The sequence below is a fragment of the Streptomyces sp. AV19 genome, assembly GCF_015999245.1.
GTDB lineage: Bacteria > Actinomycetota > Actinomycetes > Streptomycetales > Streptomycetaceae > Streptomyces.
This window is the reverse complement of sequence record NZ_JAEAMR010000007.1, coordinates 881,281-902,560: the sequence shown is the minus strand read 5'-3', so window position 1 is coordinate 902,560 and position 21,280 is coordinate 881,281. Positions and strand designations below refer to the sequence as shown.

Genomic DNA, 21,280 nt, shown 5'->3' with positions numbered 1-21,280 from the left:
TCCAGGGTACGGGCCGCCCCGGTCGCGACGGATCGCACGGGCGGCGACAATCGCCGCATGAGCGATACGCCGCACCGGCCGCTCCCGGGTCACCACGGCGTGCTGCGCCGGATGACCGCGCGCGGCCGCGAGGAGGCGCACCGCACCGCCACCCCGCTGGAGCTCTTCTTCGACCTGTGCTTCGTGGTCGCGGTGGCCCAGGCGGGCCGCCAGCTGGTGCACGCGCTCGCGGAAGGGCATCCGGGGCACGGCATCCCGGGCTACGCGATGATCTTCTTCGCGGTCTGGTGGGCCTGGATGAACTTCACCTGGTTCTCCTCCGCCTACGACACCGACGACGTGCTGTTCCGCGTGGTGACGCTGGTCCAGATCGCCGGGGTGCTGGTGCTGGCGGCGGGCATTCCCCGCGCGTTCGACAGCGGCGACTTCCGGGTGGTCTGGTTCGGCTACCTGGTGATGCGGCTGGCGATGGTCACCCAGTGGCTGCGCGCGGCGCTCTCGGCGCGGGGCGCGGAGCGGCGGACGGCCCTGCGGTACGCGATCGGGGTCGCCCTGTGCCAGGTCGGCTGGCTGGGGCTGCTGTTCCTGCCGGCCCACGCCAAGCCGTGGCTGTTCCTGGGGATGGCGGTCTGCGAGACGGCCGTCCCGGTCTGGGCCGAGCGCGGACATCCGACCGGCTGGCATCCGCATCACATCGCCGAGCGGTACGGGCTGTTCACCATCATCGTGCTCGGCGAGACGGTCTCGGCGGCCACGGTCGCGGTCCAGTCGGCGGTGGACGAGCACCAGGGGCTGGGCGCGCTGCTGCCCATCGCGGCCGGCGGACTCCTGATCATCTTCGCCGCCTACTGGATCTACTTCGCCGTCCCCATCCATCTGCACCTGATCTCCAACCAGCAGGCGTTCCTCTGGGGTTACGGGCACTACCTGGTCTTCGGCTCGGCCGCCGCCATCGGCGCGGGCATCGAGGTGGCGATCGAGGAGGCCACCGGCAAGGCACACATCTCGACGTTCGAGGCGTCGGCCACCGTCACCGTGTCCGCGGCGCTGTTCATGTTCACGGTGTGGCTGATCCACTCCCGGCACCAGAAGCGGGGCCTGGTGCAGCAGTTGGTGCTGCCGGTCTCGGCGGTGCTGGTCCTGGCCTGTACGTTCGGCGGGCGCTGGGCCGTCCTGGCGGCCGGGTGCGTCGCCGCCGTCACGGTCGCGGTGGGGGTCACCCTGACGGCGCGGACCGGGGACCGCCGGGCGGCCTCCCGGGCGGGCGGCGGTGCGTGATACGCATGGCGCATGACTGATGCCGGCAGCACACAGAGCTCCGTACGCACCGGCCCCCGGGACGCGCTCACCGACGTCGGCGGACTGCGGGTCGGGCACGCCGAGTTGAGCGGCGAGGGGGCGCTGAGCGGTACGACGGTGATCCTCACCGAGCCCGGCGGGGCCGTGGCCGCGGTGGACGTCCGCGGCGGCGGGCCGGGGACGAAGGAGACCGACGCACTCGATCCGCGCAATCTCGTCCAGCGCGTCGAGGCCGTGGTGCTCACCGGCGGCAGCGCGTTCGGGCTGGACTCCGCGTCCGGGGTGATGGCCTGGCTGGAGGAGGCCGGCCGCGGGGTGCGGGTAGGGCCCGACCCGCAGCATGTGGTGCCCGTCGTCCCGGCCGCCGCCCTGTTCGACCTCGGACGCGGCGGCGACTGGCGGGCCCGCCCGGACGCGGCGCTCGGACGCCGGGCGGCCGAGGCGGCGGCCCGGACGGAGGCGGGCGCTCCCGTCGCGCAGGGCAACGTCGGCGCGGGCACGGGCGCGGTGGCCGGCGGGCTCAAGGGCGGGGTCGGCACGGCGAGCGTCGTGCTGCCCTCGGGGGTGACGGTCGCGGCGCTCGCGGTGGTCAACGCGGCGGGCTCGGTGGTCGATCCGGAGACGGGCGTGCTGTACGGGGCGGACCGCCGGGCGGCCGTGCCGCCGGTGGAACGGCATCGCGCGGCGGTCTCCGCGCTGGCGGAGGCGCGCGCGGAGACCGGGCGGAGGCCGGCCTCGTCGGCGCGGCCGCCGCTCAACACGACGATCGCCGTGGTCGCCACGGACGCGGCGCTCACCCGCGCCCAGGCGCAGAAGCTCGCCGGCACGGCCCACGACGGGCTGGCCCGGGCGGTGCGCCCGGTGCATCTGCTGACCGACGGGGACACGGTCTTCGTCCTGGCCACGGGCGCGTCCCCGCTGCCGGCGGAGGACGGCCTGCCGGCCGGGGTGGACTACGCGCTCGGCGCGGTGAACGAGATCCTGGCGGCCGGGGCGGATGTACTGATGCGGGCGGTGGTGAAGGGGATCCTGGCGGCGGAGGGGGTGGACGGGCCGGGGGGTGTCTTCCCGTCGTACCGGGAGCTGTACGGGGTGTGAGGGGCCCCGGCCCCGCCCTTTCACCGTTTCCTCCGGGGAAGACCCCGGGCCCCTCCGCCCTTCGGGCGGCACCCGGGGGCTCCGCCCCCTGGACCCCCGAAACCGCGCTCCGCGCGGTTGTCCTCAAGCCGCCCGAAGGGCGGAGGGGCCCGGGGTCTTCCCCGGAGGAAACGGTGAAAGGGAGGGGCCGGGGGTACCCTCCCCCTCCCACATGCCCAGCCTCATCGCCGTGGGCCGGCGGCCAAGTCCCGTCCGGAAGAGCGCCTCCGGCATCACGGCCGGCACAACGGCGCGGCCCCGCCCGGACGTTCCGGACGGGGCCGCGCCGTACGGCACTCACCGCTCAGGCCGCTATCGGCTCCCCCGACTCCACGGCGGCCGGCGCACCGGCCCCGGCGGGGGCCTCCTTCGGCCGCCGCGGCAGGGCGAACATCAGGGCGAGGACGACGGCGAGCAGCCCGGCCACCCACCACATCGCGTGCCGGTACGCGTCCGCGAAGGCCGTCGCCGCCTGCCCCTTCGCCACCGCGCCCTCGTCGAGCACGCCGAAGAAGACCACGGACACCAGGCCGAGACCGACCGCGTTGCCCAGCTGCTGGGTGGTGTTGATCAGGCCGGACGCGGAGCCCGAGTGCTCGCGGGGCACCTCGGCGATGACCGCCTCGGTGAGCGGCGCCACGATCAGGCCCATGCCCGCGCCCATCACGACCAGCGGCAGCGCCATCTGCCAGGGCTGGATGTCCGCGCCGTAGTGCCCGACCTCCCAGATGTAGCTCAGTACGCCCGCCGCCATGACGAGGGCACCGGCCTGCAGGACCTTCCGGCCGAAGCGCGGGACGAGCTTCTGCACCGACATGCCGGCGGCCACGGACACCGCGATCGAGAACGGGATGCCGGTCAGGCCCGCGCGCAGCGGGCTCCAGCCCAGGCCGAGCTGCATGTACAGCGTCCAGCACAGGAAGAAGATGCCGCAGACGATGCCGAAGGCGAGCTGCACGCCGATGCCGCCCGCGAAGCTCTTCACGGAGAACAGCGAGAGCTCGACCAGCGGCGAGCCGTCCTTCACCTTCTTGTACCGCTCGTAGCGGACGAACAGGGCGAGCACCACCGCGCTGCCGGCCATCGACAGCCAGCCCCACAGCGGCCAGCCCAGCTCGCGGCCCTGGGTGAGCGGGTAGAGGAACATCACGATGCCGAGCGTGGCCATCGCGACGCCGGCCAGGTCCAGCTTGAGCGCGTCGGCGCTGCGGGACTCGGAGATGAAGCGGCGGCCGAGGATCAGCCCGGCGATGCCGACGGGCAGGTTGACCAGGAAGATCGGCCGCCATTCGAGGCCGAACAGGTTCCACTCGGTGAGCAGTGCGCCGAGGATCGGGCCGGAGACCGCGCCCAGGCCGACGATCGCGCCGAACATGCCGAAGACCTTGCCGCGCTCGTGGGCGGGGAAGGTGGAGTGCACGATCGCCAGCACCTGCGGCACCATCAGCGCGGCCGTGCCGCCCTGCAGGATCCGGGAGGCGACCAGCACATGCGGGTCGGCCGCGACGCCGCAGAGCATCGAGGCCACGGTGAAGCCGGACATGCCGAGCAGGAAGATCCGCCGGCGTCCGAATATGTCGCCCAGACGGCCACCGGTGATCAGCCCGGCGGCGAAGGCCAGCGCGTACCCCTCGGTGATCCACTGGAGGACGCTGAACGAGGCGCCCAGGTCCTTACTGATGCTGGGCATGGCGATGTTGACGATCGTCACGTCGACGAGGTCCATGAAGGACGCGGTCAGCACGACAGCCAGCGCGATCCAGCGGCGGCGGTCGAGGGGCGGATCGGTGCTCACGGAGCTCACGGGGTTGGGCCTTCCACTTTCGATTTCCAGGCGTGTCCCCACGTTATCCAGCCATTAGGTCAGACCGCGTCCTAGTTCCCTGGCAGGCTGAGTGGCATGACCGACACACCGGTACGGCTGCTGAATCTGCTCTCCCTCCTCCAGACCCCCCGCGAGTGGCCGGGCAGCGAGCTCGCGGAGCGGCTCGGCGTGAGCCCCCGGACGATCCGGCGGGACATCGAACGGCTCCGCGACCTCGGCTATCCCGTACAGGCAACGATGGGAGCCGTCGGTGGGTACCGGCTGGCCGCCGGGGCGGCGATGCCGCCGCTGGTCCTCGACGACGAGGAGGCGGTCGCCATCGCGGTCGGTCTGCGGGCGGGCGCGGGCCACGCCGTGGAGGGCATCGAGGAGGCGTCCGTCCGCGCCCTCGCCAAGCTCGAACAGGTGCTGCCGTCCCGGCTGCGCCACCGCGTCACCGCCCTCCAGGCCGCGACCGTGCCGCTGACCTCGGGCGACGGGGCGACCGTCGATCCGCGGACGCTGACCGCGATGGCCTCGGCCGTCATCGGCCACGAGCGGCTGCGGTTCTCCTACCGGACCGGGGACGGGACGCCGAGCAAGCGGCTCGTGGAGCCGCACAGCCTGGTGAGCACGGGACGCCGGTGGTACCTGGTGGCGTTCGACAACGACCGCGACGACTGGCGGACGTTCCGGGTGGACCGGGTGAGCGAGCCGTTCCCCACGGGGGCGCGCTTCGAGCCGCGCGAGCTCCCCGCCGAGAACGCGGCGGCGTTCGTCAAGGGCTCCCTGACGCGGGACCGCCCCGCGTACCGGGTGGTGGTGACGCTGCACGCCCCCGCGGCCTCCGTCGCGGCCCGGCTGCCGGGCACCCTGGGCACGCCCGAGGCGGTGGACGAGGAAACCTGCCGGCTGGACGCGGACGTCTCGGACCCGGTGGAGTGGCTGGCCCTCCGGCTGGCCGTGCTGGACTGCGAGTTCACGGTGCACGAGCCGCCGGAGCTGGTCGCGCACATACGGGCGCTGGGGGCACGGATCAGCCGGGCGGCGGGGAACACCCCAGCCTCCCCGGGGAACAGCCCGCGGTGACCGGGGGACAACCCCCGGACCCCCGGCCGGTGACGCCCCGGGGCCCGGCGGACCGGTTCACGCCGCCGCGTCGAAGCCCGTGTCGTGGGCCATCTTCTTCAGCTCCAGCAGCGCGTGCTTCTCGATCTGCCGGATCCGCTCGCGGGTGAGCCCGTGCTGCTTGCCGACCTCGGTGAGCGTGCGCTCCCGCCCGTCCTCGATGCCGTACCGCGCCTTGATGATCGACGCCGTGCGGTGATCGAGGCGGCCGATGAGGCTCTCCAGCTCCTCGCTGCGCAGCAGGGCGATCACCGACTGCTCCGGCGAGACCGCGGAGGTGTCCTCCAGCAGGTCGCCGAACTGGGTCTCGCCCTCGTCATCGACGGACATGTTGAGGCTGACCGGGTCGCGGGCCCAGTCCAGCACGTCCCCGACGCGCTCGGGGGTGGTGCCCAGCTCCTCGGCGATCTCCGTGTGCTCGGGATCGCGGCCGTTCTCCCGGTTGAACTCGCGCTGCACCCGGCGGATGCGGCCGAGCTCCTCGACGAGGTGGACGGGGAGCCGGATCGTGCGCGACTGGTCGGCGATCGAGCGGGTGATCGCCTGGCGGATCCACCAGGTCGCGTACGTGGAGAACTTGAATCCCTTGGTGTAGTCGAACTTCTCGACCGCGCGCACCAGGCCGGCGTTGCCCTCCTGGATCAGGTCCAGCAAAGGCAGCCCGCTGCGCGGGTAGCGGCGGGCGACAGCGACCACGAGGCGCAGGTTCGACTTGATGAAGACGTCCTTGGCACGGTCGCCGTCGGCGGCGATCGCCTCCAGCTCCTCGCGCGAGACGTCCCCGGAAGCGCCGGGCTCCAGGCCGTCCAGGAGCTGCCGGGCGTAGACGCCCGCCTCGACGGCCTGCGACAGCTCGACCTCCTGGGCGGCGTCGAGCAGGGGCGTACGCGCTATCTCGTCCAGGTACATGCCGACCAGGTCGCGATCGGCGATTTCCCCGCTCGAGGCGCGAACACTGCTTGCCCCGCCTGAGCCCCTGGTTGCGGACTGACGACGGGCGACGGCACGGGTTGCCATGCGTACTCCCTTGCGATGAGACGGTCGCGGGATGGTGGAGGGCTCGCCCAGCGAACCCGTCCGAAGAAAAGAACGGCCGGAATCCGGACAGAATTCCCCAGGGACGTCTTCTTTTTTACGATCATGCAGTACCCTGCCCGCCGCGAAGGGGACCACAGGGTGAGGAGACCGGCGCACGTCCTGGTCAGACCCGGTGCCACGGAACGCGTGGCCCGCACGGGGGATCGGTGACCACCGCGTCCGATGAGACGACCGTCACCTTCGACCGGCCGGGCTCCTGTCCAGTAGACGTCGTTCCACGGCGTCCGGTTGCGCGGGACGTCCCGGAACGCCGGATTCACAGGTACCTCACAGGCGCCTCACAGGCCGCCCTTTCCGGCCGCACCGGGTGCCGGGCTGATCGATTTGCCGCCGCACGGGCGCGGGTGTGCGCTGGTATCCACGGGGGTGGCGAACGAGAGGGGGGTGGCGAACGAGAGGAGCCCGCCATGCCGGCGCACTCGATCCTGCCGCACCACGCCCACGACGCCCCCGGCCCCGTCCCCCTCGGCGCGCGCCTGCCGGCCCGCCGGACGCAGGCCGGTCCCGTACCGGACCGCGGCCGCCCGGCCTGGGCGGTGCCCGCGTGCGTGGGCGTGGTCCTCTTCCTCTACACCGTCTTCCTCGCCCACGACAACGGCTTCTCGCAGGGGACCGGCTGGCTGCTCGGCCTGGTCGTCGCCGCTGTCGCCACCGGCATCGGCTACGTCCTGGTGCGGGAGCGCAACGCGATGATCACCGAGGTCCGCGCGTTGTCCTACGGCGCGCTCGCCGGCATCACCACCGGCTTCCTGCACAGCCTCTCCGGCGGGACCTGGCTGCGGTCGCTGGGCATCGGGCTGGCCTGTGGCGTCCTGGTGGGGCTGCTGTCGTACAACGTCTTCCACTGGAACGAGCACCACGAGCACTGAGCGCCCGGACCGGCCGGACGACCCCGAACCGGAGGCGTAAGACCGCAGACCGTTCCGGCACGCCGACGGGCGGCCTAGCGTGGCCGTGTGATCAGCCGAACTGCACCGACCGCTTGGCCAGTCCCATCCAGAAGCCGTCAATGACGCTGCGCTGGCTGCCGAGTTCGTCCTCGGCGGCGCCCAACGTGACGAAGAGGGGGGCGAAGTGCTCGGTGCGCGGATGCGCGAGAGAGGCGGCGGGGGACTTGTGCGCGAAGTCCAGCAGGGCGTCGACGTCCTGCGCGTCGAGCGCCTCGCGGCCCCAGTGGTCGAACTCCGCGGACCAGCCCGGCGTTCCGCCCCGGTAGCGCAGCGCGGCCAGGTTGTGGGTGAAGAACCCGCTGCCGACGATCAGGACGCCCTCGTCGCGCAGCGGCGCGAGCCGGCGGCCGATCTCCATCAGCCGCCCGGGGTCGAGCGTGGGCATCGAGATCTGGAGCACCGGGACGTCGGCGGCGGGGTACATCTCGACCAGCGGGACGTACGCGCCGTGGTCGAGCCCCCGGTCGGGGACGTCGTGGACGGGCGTGCCCGACCCGCGCAGCGCCTTGCGCACCCGGTCGGCGAGGGCGGGCGCGCCCGGGGCCGGGTAGCGGACGCGGTAGTAGTGCTCGGGGAAGCCCCAGAAGTCGTAGGTGAGCGGCGCCGTTTCGGTGGCGCCCAAGGCGAGCGGGGCCTCCTCCCAGTGCGCGGAGACGATCAGGACGGCGCTGGGCCGGGGCAGTCCGGCGGACCAGGCGGCGAGCTGGCCGGGCCACAGCGCGTCGTCCGCGAGCGGAGGGGCGCCGTGGGAGAGGTAGAGGGCGGGCATGCGCCCGGCGGGGATCTCGGTGGTGGACTGCACGGTCACTCCGGTCGGACTGGGACAGTTCTTGAAACTTCAAGCTCTCTCCCGTCCGACCTTAGACCTGCTTTATTTAAACTTCAAGCATTGAGCGGCGAGCGATCAGCGAGTGGAACAGTGGATGCCATGAAGAACCGACCCGCACCGGACCCGGCGGAGCCGCGCTGGCTCAGCGCCGACGAGCAGGCCGCCTGGCTGGCCTACCTCCACGCCACCACGCTGCTGGAGGACCACCTCGACCGTCAGCTCCAGCGCGACGCGGGGATGCCGCACATCTACTACGCGCTGCTGGTCCAGCTGTCCGAGGCACCCCGGAGACGGATGCGGATGACCGAGCTCGCCGAGAAGACCAAGATCACCCGTTCCCGGCTCTCGCACGCCGTCGCGCGGCTGGAGAAGAACGGCTGGATGCGCCGCGAGCACTGTCCCTCCGACAAGCGGGGCCAGTTCGCCGTGCTCACGGACGAGGGTTTCGCGATGCTGGAGCGCTCCGCGCCCGGCCACGTCGCGGCCGTCCGCGCGGCGATCTTCGACCGGCTCACCCCCGAGCAGGTCACGGAGCTGGGCGAGATCTGCGGGACCATCGCGGCCGGCCTCCAGCCGGCCGGTGCCGACCTGCCCTGGCTGCGCTGAGTACCGCGCCACCGGACGCACGCGTGAGGGCCCTGCACGGACGTCCGTGCAGGGCCCTCGCATTGCGGCAGGCAGGTCCCTCCGTGACCGGTGGAGCCGGCGGGCTCAGTGGGCCCGGTGGCCCGGCGGGCTCAGTGGGCCATCACCGGAATCGCGTCCTCCGCGCTCTCGGCCTCCGCGCCCTTCGCGTTCCCGCCCGGGCGGCCGGCGTTGACGAAGACCAGCGAGACGAGGGAGGCCAGGGTCAGGATGCCGACGGCCCAGGCGATGCCGGTCTGGAAGCTGTGCACGGTCGCGTTCAGCCCGACCAGCTTCGCGGCCTGCGGCGACGTGGCCTCCGCCGCGTGGGACTTCAGGTAGTCGGTGACGGCGCTGGCGGCGATGGTGTTGAGCAGGGCGGTGCCGATCGCGCCGCCGACCTGCTGCGAGGTGTTGACCATCGCCGAGGCGACACCGGCGTCCCGGGCCTGCACCCCGTGTGTGGCCAGGCTCATCGCCGGCATGAAGGCCGTGCCCATGCCCAGGCCCATCAACACCAGGCCGGGCAGGATGCCCGTCGCGTACGGGGTGTCCACGTCGATCCGCGTCAGCAGCAGCTGGCCGACGGCGGCCAGCAGGAAGCCCGGGAACATCAGCCAGCGGGCCGGGACCCGCATCATCAGCCGGGCGCCGATCTGGGTCGAGCCCGCGATCATCGTGGCCATCATCGGCAGGAACGCCAGACCGCTGGAGACCGGGCTGTAGTGCTTGATCCCCTGCAGGTAGTACACGAGGAACAGGAACAGGCCGAACATGCCGATCGAGGCGAGGCCCAGCGCCGCGTAGACGCCACCGCGGTTGCGGTCGGCCACGACGCGCAGCGGCAGCAGCGGCGAGGCTACCTTGCGCTCGACGACCACGAAGGCCGCCAGCAGCACGGCGGCCGCGACGAACAGGCCCAGCGTCAGCCCGGCCGTCCAGCCGTCGGACTCGGCGCGGGTGAAGCCGTAGACCAGCGAGACCAGGCCGAGGGTGGCCAGGATGACGCCGGGGACGTCGAGCTTCGCCGGGTTGCGGCTGCCCGCGGGCTCGTGGACCACCGCGAGGGCGCCGACGACGGCGATCGCGGCGATCGGGATGTTCACGAAGAACGTCCAGCGCCAGTTGAGGTACTCGGTGAACACGCCGCCGAGCAGCAGGCCGACGGCGCCGCCGCCACCGGCGATGGCACCGAAGATGCCGAACGCCTTGGCGCGCTCCTTGGCCTCGGAGAACGTCACGGCGAGCAGCGACAGCGCGGCGGGCGCGAGCAGCGCGCCGAAGGCGCCCTGGAGGGCGCGGGCGGACAGCAGCATGGCCGTGTTGACCGCGACGCCGCCGAACGCGGAGGCGAGGGCGAAGCCGACCAGGCCGATGACGAACGCCCGCTTGCGGCCCCACAGATCGGCGATGCGGCCGCCGAAGAGCAGCAGACCGCCGAAGGCGAGGGCGTAGGCGGTGATGACCCACTGCCGGTTGCCGTCCGATATGCCGAGGTCGGCCTGGGCGGAGGGCAGGGCGATGTTCACGATGGTCGCGTCGAGGACGACCATCAGCTGGGCCAGCGCGATGAAGATCAGCGCTTTCCAGCGCCGGGGATCGGGGAGGGGGGTGGTTTCTGGCATGGAGGGGCCTACCTCATGGTGCGGAACAGGTGCGGAAGCGTGGGGAAGCGTGGGGGGTGGGGAAGTACGGGCGCTGCCGGAGGTACGACGAACTATGGCAGGGGGGTGTGACAACCGGCCGACGCCGACGGCCGGTTGCGGCGCAGGTCGTCGAAGGTCACGGCGCGCCCGGGGAGTTCGGAGCGGGGCGGGTTCATCAGCCCGTCCAGGAAGAGCTGGAGGTGCCGCTGGACGAACCGCTCGAACTCCGGGCAGCCCTTGCCCGGCAGCGGCCTGGTCAGCTGGGTGATCGCCACCATCAGGTCGCCCAGGGCGATGTCGGGGCGCAACTGGCCGGACGCGTGCGCCGCGTCCATCAGGCCCTGCACCCCCGCCTCCAGCCGCTCGCGCGCGGCCACGAGGTCCGGATGGTCGTGATCCACATAGCCTTCCAGCAGCGGGCACAGCGCGCCCACCCGTTCGGCGGCGGCCGCGTGGACGAAGCGCCTCAGCGCGCGGAAAGCATCGGGCTCCTCGGCTCGTGCCGCCTCGATCTGCTCCGCGATGCGGCCCATGACCGAGAGGGTGACGTGATGGATCAGCTCGCGGCGGTCCGCGAAGTGCCGGTACAGCGTGGCATTGCCGACGCCGACACGTCGAGCGATTTTGTCGAAGGAGAAGTCGCCGCCGTCCTCGACGAGCACCTCGCGGGCGGCCGCGATGATCCGCTCCCGGTTGCGCTGGGCGTCGGCGCGCAGGCGCGGCTGCGTGGCTGTCACGGACGGTGCTCCTTCGTAAGCGGGGAAAGGCTCCCCGTTTACGCGGGGACGTGAGGTCAAACGGGGAGAACGTCCCCGGATATTTCCCGGCACTCCTGTGGCATGCGTCACGGTGCGTCATCACGTCCCCGGAGCGGGCCGTCGCCACGTTCCCCGGAACGGTCCGTCACCACGTCCCCGGAGCGGGCCGTCGCCGGAGCGGGCCGTCCCCGGAGCGGGCCGTCGCCCGAATGCCGTAGCCCCGAAGGCGTACGGGCGTGCGACGGCCCAGGGTGTTAGTCAGCCAGCAGGAGGTGACCGGTATGAGATCCCTGGCCATCCCCGTGGTGGCGGCCGCCCTGTTCGCCCTCACCGCGCCGGCCGTGTCCACGGCGGGCGCCCACGAACCCGTGGCCCTCCCCGCACTGCCCGACCCCACCGGACGGCGCCCCTCCGGACCCTGCGCCCTGCGCTCCGCCGGCCGCACCGTCTCGGAGAGCGCCCGCACCCCGCGCGGCTACGCCCGCTCCAGCGGGACGGTCCGCGCCGTCACCCTCCTCATCGACTTCCCCGACGCCCCCGGCCGGAGCAGCCCGCGGCAGCGGTACGCCGAGTTCTTCCCGGCCGTCGCGGACTTCTACCGGGCCAGCTCGTACGGGCGGCTCGACTACCGCTCCACGCCGCTGCTGCGCTGGATCCGCATGTCGCGCCCGTACGCCGCGTACGGCATCCGGCGCGGCACACCCTTCGACACCCGCAGCGACACCGGCTATCACGCGCTCGCCCGGGAGATCCTCGCCGCCGTCGACGGCTCCGTGGACCTGCGCCGCTACGACCTGGTCAACGTCCTGGCCAGTCCGGAGGCCGGGCCGCCGGCCACCGAGGACGTCCGCTCGGTGACGTTCGCGGGCGCCCCCACGGGCCTGCGGACCCGGCACGGCGCCGCCCTGAAGAACGTCTCCTTCATCTGGAGCCGGCAGACCGGCGACAGCCCCTACCGCGTCCTCGTCCACGAGAACGGCCACAGCTTCGGCCTCCCCGACCTCTACGCCACCGGCCGCGGCGACCGCGTCGCCTCCCCGGTCGGCCACTGGGACCCCATGGACGAGGACTGGGGGCCCTCCAACGACTTCCTCGCCTGGCACAAGTGGAAGCTCGGCTGGCTGGCGCCGCGGCAGGTGCAGTGCGTCACCGTCGCCGGCAGCCGCACGTTCACCCTCAGCCCCACCTCGGTGCGCGGCGGCACCAAGCTGGTCGTGGTGCCGCTCTCCGGCCGCCGCGCCGTGGCCCTGGAGGCCCGCGCCCCCGGCCCCCTCGACCACACCGTCTGCCGCCCGGGCGTCCTGGTCACCACCGTCGCCACCGACCGCCCCTCCGGCTCCGGCCCGATCCGCGCCGTGGACTCCACCCCGCGCGGCCGCGGCTGCTACACCACCGACCCCAACGTCACGGCGGGCCTGAGCGACGCGCCGTTCACCGCCGGCCGCCGCTGCGTCGTCGAGGGCGTCACCGTCGAGGTGCTTGGCCAGGACGCGCGGGGCGGCTGGCGGATCAAGGTGACGCGGGGCCGCCGCTGACGTCCGTCAACTCCCCGTTCCCCTCCGCCCGGTCCGGACCAGTAACGTTCGGGGAGGTGAGGGCGGGGAGGTACGGACGTGACCGGCGGCATACAGGCGCGACTACGGGTCCCGGTCGGCGAGGACGCCGGGCGGTGGGTGACGCGGCGGACGCGCCGGAACGCGCTGTTCGTCGTGCACAACGTCACCTCGGCCACCCGCCTGCTGGACGTCCTGCCCCTGATCGCCGGGGACCTGCGCGTCCAGACGCTGGCGACCTGCACCGGGTCGTCGCCGTTCCTGGCGGGCGTGCCCGAACTGCTGGCGGAGGCCGGACTGCCGGTGGTGCCGTGGGAGCAGGCCCGGCGGCTGCCGGTCGACCTGGCGGTCGCCGCCAGCTACGGCGGTGAACTGGAGTCCTTCGCAGGGAAGTTGGCCGTCCTCTCGCACGGGATTGGCTACAATAAAAGGCTCGCGACACCGGACACCGGACACCGGACACCGGACACCGGACACCGGGCGTCCGCGTCCATATCCACGCCTGCTCCCGCCCCCGTCTTCGGGATGTCTCCCGAGTGGCTCCTCCACGACGGCCGCCCCCTCGCCGCCGCGACCGTCCTCTCCCACCCCGAGCAGCTGGAACGGCTCCGCGCCGGCTGCCCCCAGGCCGCCCCGACCGCCGTCCTCGCCGGCGACCCCTGCTACGACCGCCTCCTCGAAGCGCTCCCGCACCGCGAGCGCTTCCGCCGCGCGCTCGGCGTCGGCCCGGGCCAGCGGCTCGTCCTTCTCAACTCGACCTGGTCGCCCCGCTCCCTCTTCGGGGACGACGACGTCCTGCCCTGGCTGCTCCCCCGCCTGACCAGCGAACTCCCGGCGGACGAATACCGCGTGGCCGCCGTCCTGCACCCCAACATCTGGTACGGGCACGGCCCCGGGCAGCTCCGCGCCTGGCTGGACCGGGCCCGCCGGGCGGGGCTGACCCTGATCGACCCGCTGGGCGGCTGGCGCCAGGCGCTGATCGCGGCGGACTGCGTCCTGGGCGACCACGGCAGCGTCACGTACTACGCGGCCGCGGCCGGCAGGCCGGTCCTCCTCGGCGCGTTCCCCGCCGCCGACCTCGATCCGCGCTCGCCCGTGGCCGAACTCGGCCGGAGAGCACCGCGGTTGCGCCCGGAGGAGGATCTGCGCACCCAGATCGACCGGGCCGTCGACACCCACGACCCGCTCCGGTACGCGGAGTTGGCCGACTGGACCACCTCCGCGCCCGGCCGGTCGGCGGAACTGCTGCGCCGCGCCCTCTACCGGCTCATGGACCTGCCCGAGCCCGCAGGCGGCCTCGCCCTCCTGGAACCGCTGCCCCTGCCGGCCTTCGAGCCCGCCGAACGCACCGCGCCCACAAGGGTCCTGACCCGGCTGCGCCCCGCCGCCCCGCCCGAGGTCACCGTCGGCCGCTACCCGGACGCCCCGTACGAGCCCGAGGAGCCCTGGGCCGAGGCCGCGCACACGGCCGTGCCCGAGGACACCCGCGACAGCGGGCTGCTCACCCTGGCCGACGTGATCGTCCGCGCCGCCCCCGAGGACGACCCCCGGCTGGGCCCGCCGTCCGCCTGGACCGCCGAGGTGCTCGCCCGCCACCCCCACTGCGGGCTCGCCACCTACGTCACCGGCCCCGGCCGGTGCACGGTCCGCACCCGCGCCGGCGACCTGCTGCGCCTGACCGCCGCGCCCGGCCCGGACGGCCGGTCCGACCTCTGCGACCCGGCGGCGTACGCGTCGGCGGTGTACGCGTGGACGGGCGGCGGCGGGAAGGCGCTCGGTGACGGGGACGCGGAGCTGGTGGTGATCACGGGCCGGGCGCGACACCGGGTCACGGTGGAGCGTTAGCCCTGCTCCGCGAGCCGCGCCCTGATGCGGGCGAGGCCCGTCCCGTCCCCGCCCTTCTCGTACAGTTCCTCCGCCCTCCGCAGGAACGACGTCCGCTCCTCCGGCCCCGCCGCGCACAGCGCGCGCAGCTCGGCCGCGTCCGCGTGCTGGAGCTCGGCGCCCTCCCGGTCCATGACCTCCAGGGCGTCGTCGAGGCAGACCCGGGCCGCCGCCGCGTCGCCCGCGCCGAGGTGCGTCTCACCCAGGCTCATGTAGACCCGGCCCTCGTTGTAGAGGTCCCGCTCGGGCAGCGCGCGGAACATCGCCAGGGCCGTGTTCAGCCGGGTCACGGCCTCGGCGAAGCGGCCCCGGCCGCGCAGGGCACGCCCGATGTGGTCCTCCAGCAACGCCAGTCCGCGCGGCACGTCGCCCACCCCGTCCTCGCCGGGCCCGATCTCCCGCCAGAACCCCTGCGCGGCGCGGAAGCACTCCTCGGCCTCCGCCCACCGCCACTCGCGCAGCCGCAACAGCCCGCGCGCCTCGGCGGCAGTGGCCAGGCCCCGCCGGTGCCCGGCCGCCGCCTCCGCCGCCATCGCCTCGTCCAGCGCCGCCCCGGCCTCGGCCCACGCGCCCCGGCCCATGTGACCGAAGGCCGACTGGACGAGCATCCGGCCCAGGAACCGGGCGTCGCCCGTCCCCTCCTCCACCAGGCGGCGAGCCGCCTCGACACCCAGCCGGTGGGTCTCCAGCCACTGGTCGTGGAAGCCCAGCCGCAGATGCAGCGCCCAGCTCGCCTCGCACAGCTGGCACACCAGCTCGTCGGCCCCGTGGGCCTCGGCGGCGCGGACGGCCGCCGCGATGCCCGCGCGCTCGCGCCGCAGATCGGCGAGCGCGTTCCGCGCGTCGTGCCGGTCGCGGACCTCCGGCAGCGAGAGCCCCGCATAGGCCCGGCCGAGCCGCCAACGCCCGGGCATCACGCGGTAGTCGGCGGACGCGGCGGACGACAGGTACCAGCCGGCCACGCGGCGCACGGCGGCGCTCCGGTCCGCCGGGCGCTCCTCCTCCCGCGCCCGCCGCTCGGCGTGCTCGCGCACCAGGTCGTGGAAGCGGTAGCGCTCCTCCCCCACCTCCTCCAGGAGGTGCACCCCGGCGAGCTCCTCCAGCAGCACCCGCGCCGCGCCCTCGGTGGTCTGCGCCGCCTTGGCCGCCGCGCCCGGACCGATGCCCGGCCACGGCCACCCGGCCAACAGCCGGTAGAGCCGGGCCGCTTCGCGGCTCAGCTCGCGGTACGAGAGGTCGTGGCTGCGCCGGACGGCGTCCGTCCCCCGGTCTCTGTCCACGCCCTCATCGTTCCCCGAGAGCCTGCTCCCGACCGTCTCCCAGCTGAGGTGCCGGCGCACGGCGAGGAGCGAACCGGCGCCGCAGAGCGCCAGCGGCACCCCTCCGCACCCCCGCGCCACGGCCGCCACACCCGCCGCGTCCCGCGCCGCCGGCCGTCGGCCGGCCGCCGCCACGACCCGTTCGAGGAGCAGGGCGGCGTCGTCCTCGGCCAGGGGCTCCAGCGCGAAGAACCGTGCCCCCGGATCACCGGCCAGCCCGCTCAGCCGGTGCCGGCTCGTCACCAGCACCAGGGACCCGGCAGCCGCCGGGACCAGCGCCCTGACCTGCGCCTCCGACCCGGCGTCGTCGAGCAGGACGAGCAGCCGCCTCTCCGCCGTCAGGTCGCGGTAACGGCCGCGCTGCCGCGTCAGGTCGGAGGGGATCGCTCCGGCGGGCTCCCCGAGCTGGGCCAGCAGCTCGGCCAGCACGTCGGACGGGGTCACCCCACCGCCGAGCCGTACGTACAACTGCCCGTCCGGGAACCGCTCCGCGAGCCGGTGCGCGCAGTGCACGGCGGTGGCCGACTTGCCGATCCCGCCCGGCCCGCAGACGACGGCGACGGCGGCCCCGCCCGTCCGCGCCCCCTCCACCAGCTCCACGAGGCCGGCCAGGACGTCGTCCCGGTCGGTGAACACGCCGTTGGCCGCCGGCAGCATCCGGGGCGGCCCTCCGCGCGGCCCCGTGCGCAACAACTCCGTCTCGCGCATCCACTGGAGCAGCACGCCCGCGAACTCGGGCCGCGCGAGGGCCCGGGCCCGCAGCTCCTCGGCGACCCGTGCCTGATCATCACCGGTGACCGGCAGCCCGTCCTCGTCCTCGTTCCCTCCCCGCCGCAGCAGCCCCACCAGCCCCTCGACGGCTCTCCGCCCCGCCTCCCCCGCCGCCCCGTTCAACGCGGACGACACGGCCGTCTCCACGGCCGCGAGCACGGCGTCCACGCCGATCAGCCCGAAATCCACAGCCCCTCCCCGACTCGACGGGCGCCCACGCTATCGAGGGGCTTCACTGACGGCCAGTCAGCCGGCACAGTGCGCGATCACGGCCGGCCCGGCCCAGCCGGGCAGGGTGCGCAGCACGGCGGCGCGCTGCCGCACCAGCTCGATCTGCAGCCCCCCCCCGGCGAAATCGTCGCGTCGCGCGGACAGTTGCCCCGGATGCTTGCGGTAGCGCAGCGTGGGCGCGTCCACGAGCACGCCTTCGGCGGTCGCGGAGGCCGCCATGAGCAGACCGGTGTCCTCCATGCCGTGCAGCGCGGACCAGCCGCCGAGCGCCAGCAGCAGCGAGCGCCGCCACATGACCCCCGCCGGGTGCACCGGCAGCCGGTAGCCGTCCTCGCCGCCCGTGGACCACGCGTCGAGCAGGGCACCGCGCGGCAACGTTCCTGCACCTAAGGGGAGTTCGCGCCGGCGCAGCGCCCCGCCGGGCAGGAGGTCGCGGGCGTGTCCGACGGCGAAGCCGGCGCGGGGCCGCCCTGCGAGGGCGCCCGCCAGGAGGGCGAGAGCGTCCGGCTCCAACTCGTCGTCCGCGTCGGCGTTCTGGACGAGCTCGGCCTCCGCGCGGCCGAGGGCCACGTTGCGCGTGACGGCCGGGCCCTCGCCGGTGCCGTTGGCGGCGACGTCCACCCGGTCGTCGCGTGCCGCGCCGCAGTCCGCGAGCGCCCGCAGCACCGCGTCCGCCGGGCCGTCTATCTGCACGAGCCAGCCCCAGTCGCCGTGGCTCTGCCGCCGCAGCGACTCCCAGGCGGCGGGGAGGAACACGGCGTGGGGCGCGTGGACGGCCGTCACCACGTTCACCAGCATGATCCGCATGATATGGCCCCGAGATCGACGTGGACATGATAGGCAGGAGCGGATCCGTCGACCTTGGGGGGAAGCATGGATTCCGCGTCGGTCCCGGCACGGCTGGGCGCGGTCTCGGCGTCCGACTCGCGCGAGCTGGACCGGGTCTGCGAGGAGGCCGCCGCCGCGCTCGTCCGCGACGGCGTCGAGCCGCCCTTCGACGTCCGGTCCGCCGACTTCGCCACCGATCCCTATCTGATCTGCGCCGACCGCTACTGGCGGCTGCGCTTCCTGGCCCTGCCCGGCATCGGTACCGCCGCCGACTGCGCCGCCTGGCTCGGCACGCACGTCGCGGCCGCGCACCGCACCGAGGTGCGCGAGAAGTGGAGCCTGGGGTACGCCTTCATCACCAAGGACACCGTCGAGTCGCCCCGCGAACTCGCCGAGGCGGCCGAACGGATCGTGGGCCGGGACTCGTCGTCCGGCGACATCGCGTACTTCGCCACGCTCTACCACGCGGGCAAGCTCCGCTCGAATTTCGCGGCGGAGGAGCTCCACCAGTTCCTGGACGCCTCCCTCCTCGCCCTCGCCGCCGGACAGCACCGGCAGGACCCCCTCTTCACCGCCCTGCGCGCGTTCGCGGCCTTCGCCCACGGGGCCTTCACCACCGAGCACGCCACCGGGCTGCTGGACGAGGCGTGGAACTCCCCGCGCCGCACCCGTCACGTCGTCGACATCTGCCTCAACGGCCTCCAGATGGCGGCCCCCTTCGACGGCCAGGGCGAGCTCCTGCGCTCCCGTGCCGAGGAGGCGGTCCGAGCCTTCCCCGGTGACCACATGTTCCACTTCCGCCTGGCCTGCGGCGAGCACGAAACGGGCCACCACGACGCGGCCCTCACCCGCGTCGATCAGGCCCTCCGCCTCCTCCCCGCCATCGGCACCCGCGGCAGCCACGAGCTCCTCCAGGGCCAGTACCTGCGCAAACGCGACGGCATCCTGGCGGCCGGGGCCCGCGCCCGCCTCGACGCGGAGCACGCCCGCCGCCTCGCCGAACGCGAGGCCGAGCACCAGCGCCGCTGGGAACGCCTGGAGGCGGACCTCCGCGACCGCGAGGAGCGCCAGTCCCGCTCCCACCAGGCCCTCCAGGAGTCCGCCCGCGCCAACGCCGTCCGCGCCGTCGAACTGGTCGCCGTCTTCACCGCCGCCATCGCCTTCGCCGTCGGCTCCCTCCAGATCACCCTCAACGGCGCCCTCTCCCTCCACGACCGCCTCTGGCTCATCGCCGAGCTCTGCGCCGGCCTCACGGTCTTCGCCCTCCTGGTGATCGGCGGCACCTGGCTGATCACCCGCCCCCGCACCTGATCCCACCCCTGCGGCCCGGACCACCCGATCTCCCCGCCGCTCCCGGAAACCGGTAGGCTGACCTCGGCTCCCGTCCACCGGACCGGGGCCATGCCTCCGTAGCTCAGGGGATAGAGCACCGCTCTCCTAAAGCGGGTGTCGGCAGTTCGAATCTGCCCGGGGGCACGCGGTGAAGGGCCAGTTCGGAGGTGCGAACCTCCCGAACTGGCCCTCTTGCGTGATCAGTCCGTGCCACAACACCCTCCGTCGGCGGCGGCCGTCATCCGTTCCCGAGCGGCGCCCGGGACGTGCCGTCCGCCCTGGGCCCCGGGCGGACGGCACCGATTTCCGCCGAAGGGCCGCTTTCGCGCAGGATGGCTGTATGACCGAGATCCATACTCCCCGTCTCCTCCTCCGGCGCTGGCACGACGACGACATCGCCTTCATGGCGGAGATCAACGCGGACCCCCGGGTCATGCGCCTGGTCGACGACGGCTCGACGCGCGACCTGGACGCCACCGCCGAGGACATCGAGCGGTATGAGGAGGAGTGGGACGAGGAGGGCTTCGGGCTCTTCGCCGTGGAGTTGCTGGGCTCGGGGGAGCTGATCGGGTTCACGGGGCTGTCCGTGCCGGAGTTCCTGCCGGAGGTGCTGCCCGCCGTGGCGATCAGCTGGCGGCTGGGCTCGCAGTTCTGGGGGCAGGGGTACGCGTCGGAGGCCGCCCAGGCCACGTTGGAGTTCGCCCTTCAGGACCGCGGGCTCGACCGCGTCATCAGCATCAGCCGGCTGAGCGACACGGCGTCCGCGAATATCGCGGACAAGCTCGGCATGGAGGTGGAGCGGGAGACGACGCACCCGGTGCATGGTTTCCCGCTGGTCGTGCACAGCATCGATCTCACCGAGTACGAGGGCTGATCGGGAGCACCTCGGAAGTCAACGGGCCACCGGGAAACGGTAGATGATCTCGCACAGGGCGGACGGGACGACGATGTCCGCCGTCTCGACGGCCCGGCCGTCGTCGCTGTAGTAGGTGCGCTGGACCCTCGTCACCAGGGCGCCCTTCTGGATGCCGAGGAGATGAGCCTCGTCGGCGTCCGCGTGTCCGGCCTCCGGCCGTTCCTCGACCTCGGCGACGGTGATGCCGATCTCGGCCATCCGGCGGACCACGCCCGCGCCGGCCAGCGGCCCCGTCTCGGGCAGGATGACCAGCGAGCCGGCCGTAAGGCTGTACGGCTCCCAACTCGTCAGGAGCTGAACGGGTTTGCCGTCCGCCAGGTATTCGTACGAGGTGCGCACGCAGTAGTCGCCCTCGACGATGCCGAGCCGTGCGGCGATATCCCGCGTCGCGGGCACCATGCCATCGGTGCGGCTCTCGGATGTGCCCCGCTTACCGAGCGCGGCCATGTCCACGTAGAACGGCGCCTGCCCGGCCCGCTCGCGTTCGGGCGAGCGGACGACGCGTACGCGCTCGCGCCGTTCCGCAACGTACGTCCCTGAACCGACGCGCCCGGTCAGCACGCCCTGCGTGATGAGCCACTCCTGTGCGCGCCGGACGACGTCGGTGGTTACGCCACCCTCGTCGGCCAACTGAGCCCGGGAGGGCAAGCGTTCGCCCGGCTTCCACTCCTCGCTCTCGATGCGGTTCCGAAGGACCTCAGCGAAACGGCGGTACGGCGGCTGCTCACGCATGCGGGCAAATCTAGGGCCCGAGGTTCGATTTTGGCAGCTCCCTTAAGTTAGGCACCGCATTATGTGATCTAGGCTACTCTGCTGCCTAGGTCGAGGTCCGGATCTCCGGGCCTGTCCGGGTGCCGCTCCACAGCCATTGGCCGCACAGCGACGGAGGAACGCCCTGTGCCCTCGCCCCAAGTCCGCGTCGACCGCATCACCGCGCTTCTCATCGCCGCCGGATACGCCCCACGGGTGACCGACCACAGGACGCATGTGCACATCGAGTCCGAACTGCCGGACGCCCTGCCCGGCGAGGTGTTGCGCGGGCTCATGGCGGCTCTCCTCCCCACGGACTCATGGTCGTTCGTTCACGGCGCCAAGAGCGGCCACGCAATAGGGATCACTGAGCTCTTTCAGCGTTGCCGCTCCAGGGTGAGGACGGCCGCGGCGATGGACGAC

General features: G+C 73.4%; 18 protein-coding genes and 1 tRNA gene. 11 read left to right on the top strand and 8 right to left on the bottom strand.

What is annotated here, in order from left to right; all coding sequences use genetic code 11:
* Positions 1 to 57 precede the first annotated feature (57 nt).
* A complete protein-coding gene (locus I5Q34_RS13830; RefSeq protein WP_199892467.1) occupies positions 58 to 1,278 on the top strand; it encodes a low temperature requirement protein A in 1,221 nt (406 codons plus the stop codon).
* A 12-nt stretch (positions 1,279 to 1,290) separates the two neighbouring features.
* A complete protein-coding gene (locus I5Q34_RS13825; protein WP_199892466.1) occupies positions 1,291 to 2,397 on the top strand; it encodes a P1 family peptidase in 1,107 nt (368 codons plus the stop codon).
* A gap of 343 nt (positions 2,398 to 2,740) precedes the next feature.
* On the opposite strand, the gene I5Q34_RS13820 is transcribed toward I5Q34_RS13825, so the two are convergent.
* Positions 2,741 to 4,240, bottom strand: a complete 1,500-nt coding sequence (locus I5Q34_RS13820; protein WP_277965264.1) for an MFS transporter — start codon at positions 4,238 to 4,240, stop codon at positions 2,741 to 2,743.
* A 96-nt stretch (positions 4,241 to 4,336) separates the two neighbouring features.
* On the opposite strand from I5Q34_RS13820, the gene I5Q34_RS13815 reads away from it, so the two are divergent.
* Positions 4,337 to 5,329, top strand: a complete 993-nt coding sequence (locus I5Q34_RS13815; protein ID WP_199892465.1) for a YafY family protein — start codon at positions 4,337 to 4,339, stop codon at positions 5,327 to 5,329.
* 57 nt (positions 5,330 to 5,386) lie between these two features.
* Here I5Q34_RS13815 and I5Q34_RS13810 read toward each other — a convergent pair whose 3' ends face one another.
* Positions 5,387 to 6,385: an RNA polymerase sigma factor RpoD/SigA gene (locus tag I5Q34_RS13810; RefSeq protein ID WP_199892464.1), complete on the bottom strand. Its 999-nt coding sequence runs from the start codon at positions 6,383 to 6,385 to the stop codon at positions 5,387 to 5,389.
* Positions 6,386 to 6,873: 488 nt separating this feature from the next.
* Here I5Q34_RS13810 and I5Q34_RS13805 point away from each other — a divergent pair, with 488 nt between their 5' ends.
* Positions 6,874 to 7,335, top strand: a complete 462-nt coding sequence (locus I5Q34_RS13805) for a hypothetical protein (RefSeq protein ID WP_199892463.1) — start codon at positions 6,874 to 6,876, stop codon at positions 7,333 to 7,335.
* Between the two features lie 91 nt (positions 7,336 to 7,426).
* Here the strand turns inward: I5Q34_RS13805 and I5Q34_RS13800 are convergent, their stop codons facing one another.
* The gene (locus I5Q34_RS13800) at positions 7,427 to 8,185 is read right to left on the bottom strand and encodes a dioxygenase (protein ID WP_199892949.1); all 759 of its coding nucleotides are present in this window, start codon (positions 8,183 to 8,185) and stop codon (positions 7,427 to 7,429) included.
* 159 nt (positions 8,186 to 8,344) lie between these two features.
* On the opposite strand from I5Q34_RS13800, the gene I5Q34_RS13795 reads away from it, so the two are divergent.
* Positions 8,345 to 8,851, top strand: coding sequence for a MarR family winged helix-turn-helix transcriptional regulator (locus tag I5Q34_RS13795; protein ID WP_199892462.1), 507 nt, complete (start codon positions 8,345 to 8,347; stop codon positions 8,849 to 8,851).
* Positions 8,852 to 8,982: 131 nt separating this feature from the next.
* Here the strand turns inward: I5Q34_RS13795 and I5Q34_RS13790 are convergent, their stop codons facing one another.
* Both I5Q34_RS13790 and I5Q34_RS13785 read right to left on the bottom strand, forming a co-directional pair.
* Complete coding sequence (locus I5Q34_RS13790) at positions 8,983 to 10,494, bottom strand: MFS transporter (RefSeq protein ID WP_199892461.1); 1,512 nt, start codon at positions 10,492 to 10,494, stop codon at positions 8,983 to 8,985.
* Positions 10,495 to 10,586: 92 nt separating this feature from the next.
* On the bottom strand, positions 10,587 to 11,252 hold the full coding sequence (locus I5Q34_RS13785; protein WP_199892460.1) for a TetR/AcrR family transcriptional regulator: 666 nt from the start codon (positions 11,250 to 11,252) through the stop codon (positions 10,587 to 10,589).
* A 302-nt stretch (positions 11,253 to 11,554) separates the two neighbouring features.
* On the opposite strand from I5Q34_RS13785, the gene I5Q34_RS13780 reads away from it, so the two are divergent.
* Together I5Q34_RS13780 and I5Q34_RS13775 are read left to right on the top strand one after the other, a co-directional pair.
* On the top strand, positions 11,555 to 12,808 hold the full coding sequence (locus tag I5Q34_RS13780; protein ID WP_199892459.1) for a M6 family metalloprotease domain-containing protein: 1,254 nt from the start codon (positions 11,555 to 11,557) through the stop codon (positions 12,806 to 12,808).
* A gap of 78 nt (positions 12,809 to 12,886) precedes the next feature.
* Positions 12,887 to 14,671: a hypothetical protein gene (locus I5Q34_RS13775; protein WP_277965263.1), complete on the top strand. Its 1,785-nt coding sequence runs from the start codon at positions 12,887 to 12,889 to the stop codon at positions 14,669 to 14,671.
* Here the strand turns inward: I5Q34_RS13775 and I5Q34_RS13770 are convergent.
* The gene (locus I5Q34_RS13770) at positions 14,668 to 16,989 is read right to left on the bottom strand and encodes a tetratricopeptide repeat protein (protein WP_277965262.1); all 2,322 of its coding nucleotides are present in this window, start codon (positions 16,987 to 16,989) and stop codon (positions 14,668 to 14,670) included. The two genes, I5Q34_RS13775 and I5Q34_RS13770, sit on opposite strands and share 4 nt — an antisense overlap.
* 57 nt (positions 16,990 to 17,046) lie before the next feature.
* Positions 17,047 to 17,829, bottom strand: coding sequence for a glycosyltransferase (locus I5Q34_RS13765; protein ID WP_199892458.1), 783 nt, complete (start codon positions 17,827 to 17,829; stop codon positions 17,047 to 17,049).
* Between the two features lie 75 nt (positions 17,830 to 17,904).
* Here I5Q34_RS13765 and I5Q34_RS13760 point away from each other — a divergent pair, with 75 nt between their 5' ends.
* The 3 genes from I5Q34_RS13760 to I5Q34_RS13750 all read left to right on the top strand — a co-directional run bounded on the left by I5Q34_RS13760 (position 17,905) and on the right by I5Q34_RS13750 (position 20,065).
* Positions 17,905 to 19,170 (top strand): hypothetical protein, encoded by a 1,266-nt coding sequence (locus I5Q34_RS13760; protein ID WP_199892457.1) that lies wholly within the window; start codon positions 17,905 to 17,907, stop codon positions 19,168 to 19,170.
* A gap of 92 nt (positions 19,171 to 19,262) precedes the next feature.
* Positions 19,263 to 19,335, top strand: a tRNA-Arg gene (locus I5Q34_RS13755).
* 196 nt (positions 19,336 to 19,531) lie between these two features.
* A complete protein-coding gene (locus I5Q34_RS13750) occupies positions 19,532 to 20,065 on the top strand; it encodes a GNAT family N-acetyltransferase (RefSeq protein ID WP_199892456.1) in 534 nt (177 codons plus the stop codon).
* 18 nt (positions 20,066 to 20,083) lie between these two features.
* Here I5Q34_RS13750 and I5Q34_RS13745 read toward each other — a convergent pair whose 3' ends face one another.
* Positions 20,084 to 20,839 carry a GntR family transcriptional regulator gene (locus tag I5Q34_RS13745; protein WP_199892455.1) on the bottom strand — a complete coding sequence of 252 codons (756 nt, stop codon included), beginning with the start codon at positions 20,837 to 20,839 and terminating at the stop codon, positions 20,084 to 20,086.
* A 165-nt stretch (positions 20,840 to 21,004) separates the two neighbouring features.
* On the opposite strand from I5Q34_RS13745, the gene I5Q34_RS34675 reads away from it, so the two are divergent.
* A partial coding sequence (locus I5Q34_RS34675; RefSeq protein ID WP_234428755.1) for a hypothetical protein occupies positions 21,005 to 21,280 on the top strand: 276 nt, incomplete at its 3' end.

Excerpts from the sequence above, each read along its gene's own strand:
- I5Q34_RS13830 (WP_199892467.1), top strand. The coding sequence starts at position 58 with ATGAGCGATACGCCGCACCGGCCGCTCCCGGGTCACCACGGCGTGCTG.
- I5Q34_RS13825 (WP_199892466.1), top strand. The coding sequence starts at position 1,291 with ATGACTGATGCCGGCAGCACACAGAGCTCCGTACGCACCGGCCCCCGG.
- I5Q34_RS13815 (WP_199892465.1), top strand. The coding sequence starts at position 4,337 with ATGACCGACACACCGGTACGGCTGCTGAATCTGCTCTCCCTCCTCCAG.
- I5Q34_RS13810 (WP_199892464.1), bottom strand. The coding sequence starts at position 6,385 with ATGGCAACCCGTGCCGTCGCCCGTCGTCAGTCCGCAACCAGGGGCTCA.
- I5Q34_RS13805 (WP_199892463.1), top strand. The coding sequence starts at position 6,874 with ATGCCGGCGCACTCGATCCTGCCGCACCACGCCCACGACGCCCCCGGC.
- I5Q34_RS13800 (WP_199892949.1), bottom strand. The coding sequence starts at position 8,185 with ATGCCCGCCCTCTACCTCTCCCACGGCGCCCCTCCGCTCGCGGACGAC.
- I5Q34_RS13795 (WP_199892462.1), top strand. The coding sequence starts at position 8,345 with ATGAAGAACCGACCCGCACCGGACCCGGCGGAGCCGCGCTGGCTCAGC.
- I5Q34_RS13790 (WP_199892461.1), bottom strand. The coding sequence starts at position 10,494 with ATGCCAGAAACCACCCCCCTCCCCGATCCCCGGCGCTGGAAAGCGCTG.
- I5Q34_RS13780 (WP_199892459.1), top strand. The coding sequence starts at position 11,555 with ATGAGATCCCTGGCCATCCCCGTGGTGGCGGCCGCCCTGTTCGCCCTC.
- I5Q34_RS13765 (WP_199892458.1), bottom strand. The coding sequence starts at position 17,829 with ATGCTGGTGAACGTGGTGACGGCCGTCCACGCGCCCCACGCCGTGTTC.
- I5Q34_RS13760 (WP_199892457.1), top strand. The coding sequence starts at position 17,905 with ATGGATTCCGCGTCGGTCCCGGCACGGCTGGGCGCGGTCTCGGCGTCC.
- I5Q34_RS13750 (WP_199892456.1), top strand. The coding sequence starts at position 19,532 with ATGACCGAGATCCATACTCCCCGTCTCCTCCTCCGGCGCTGGCACGAC.
- I5Q34_RS13745 (WP_199892455.1), bottom strand. The coding sequence starts at position 20,839 with ATGCGTGAGCAGCCGCCGTACCGCCGTTTCGCTGAGGTCCTTCGGAAC.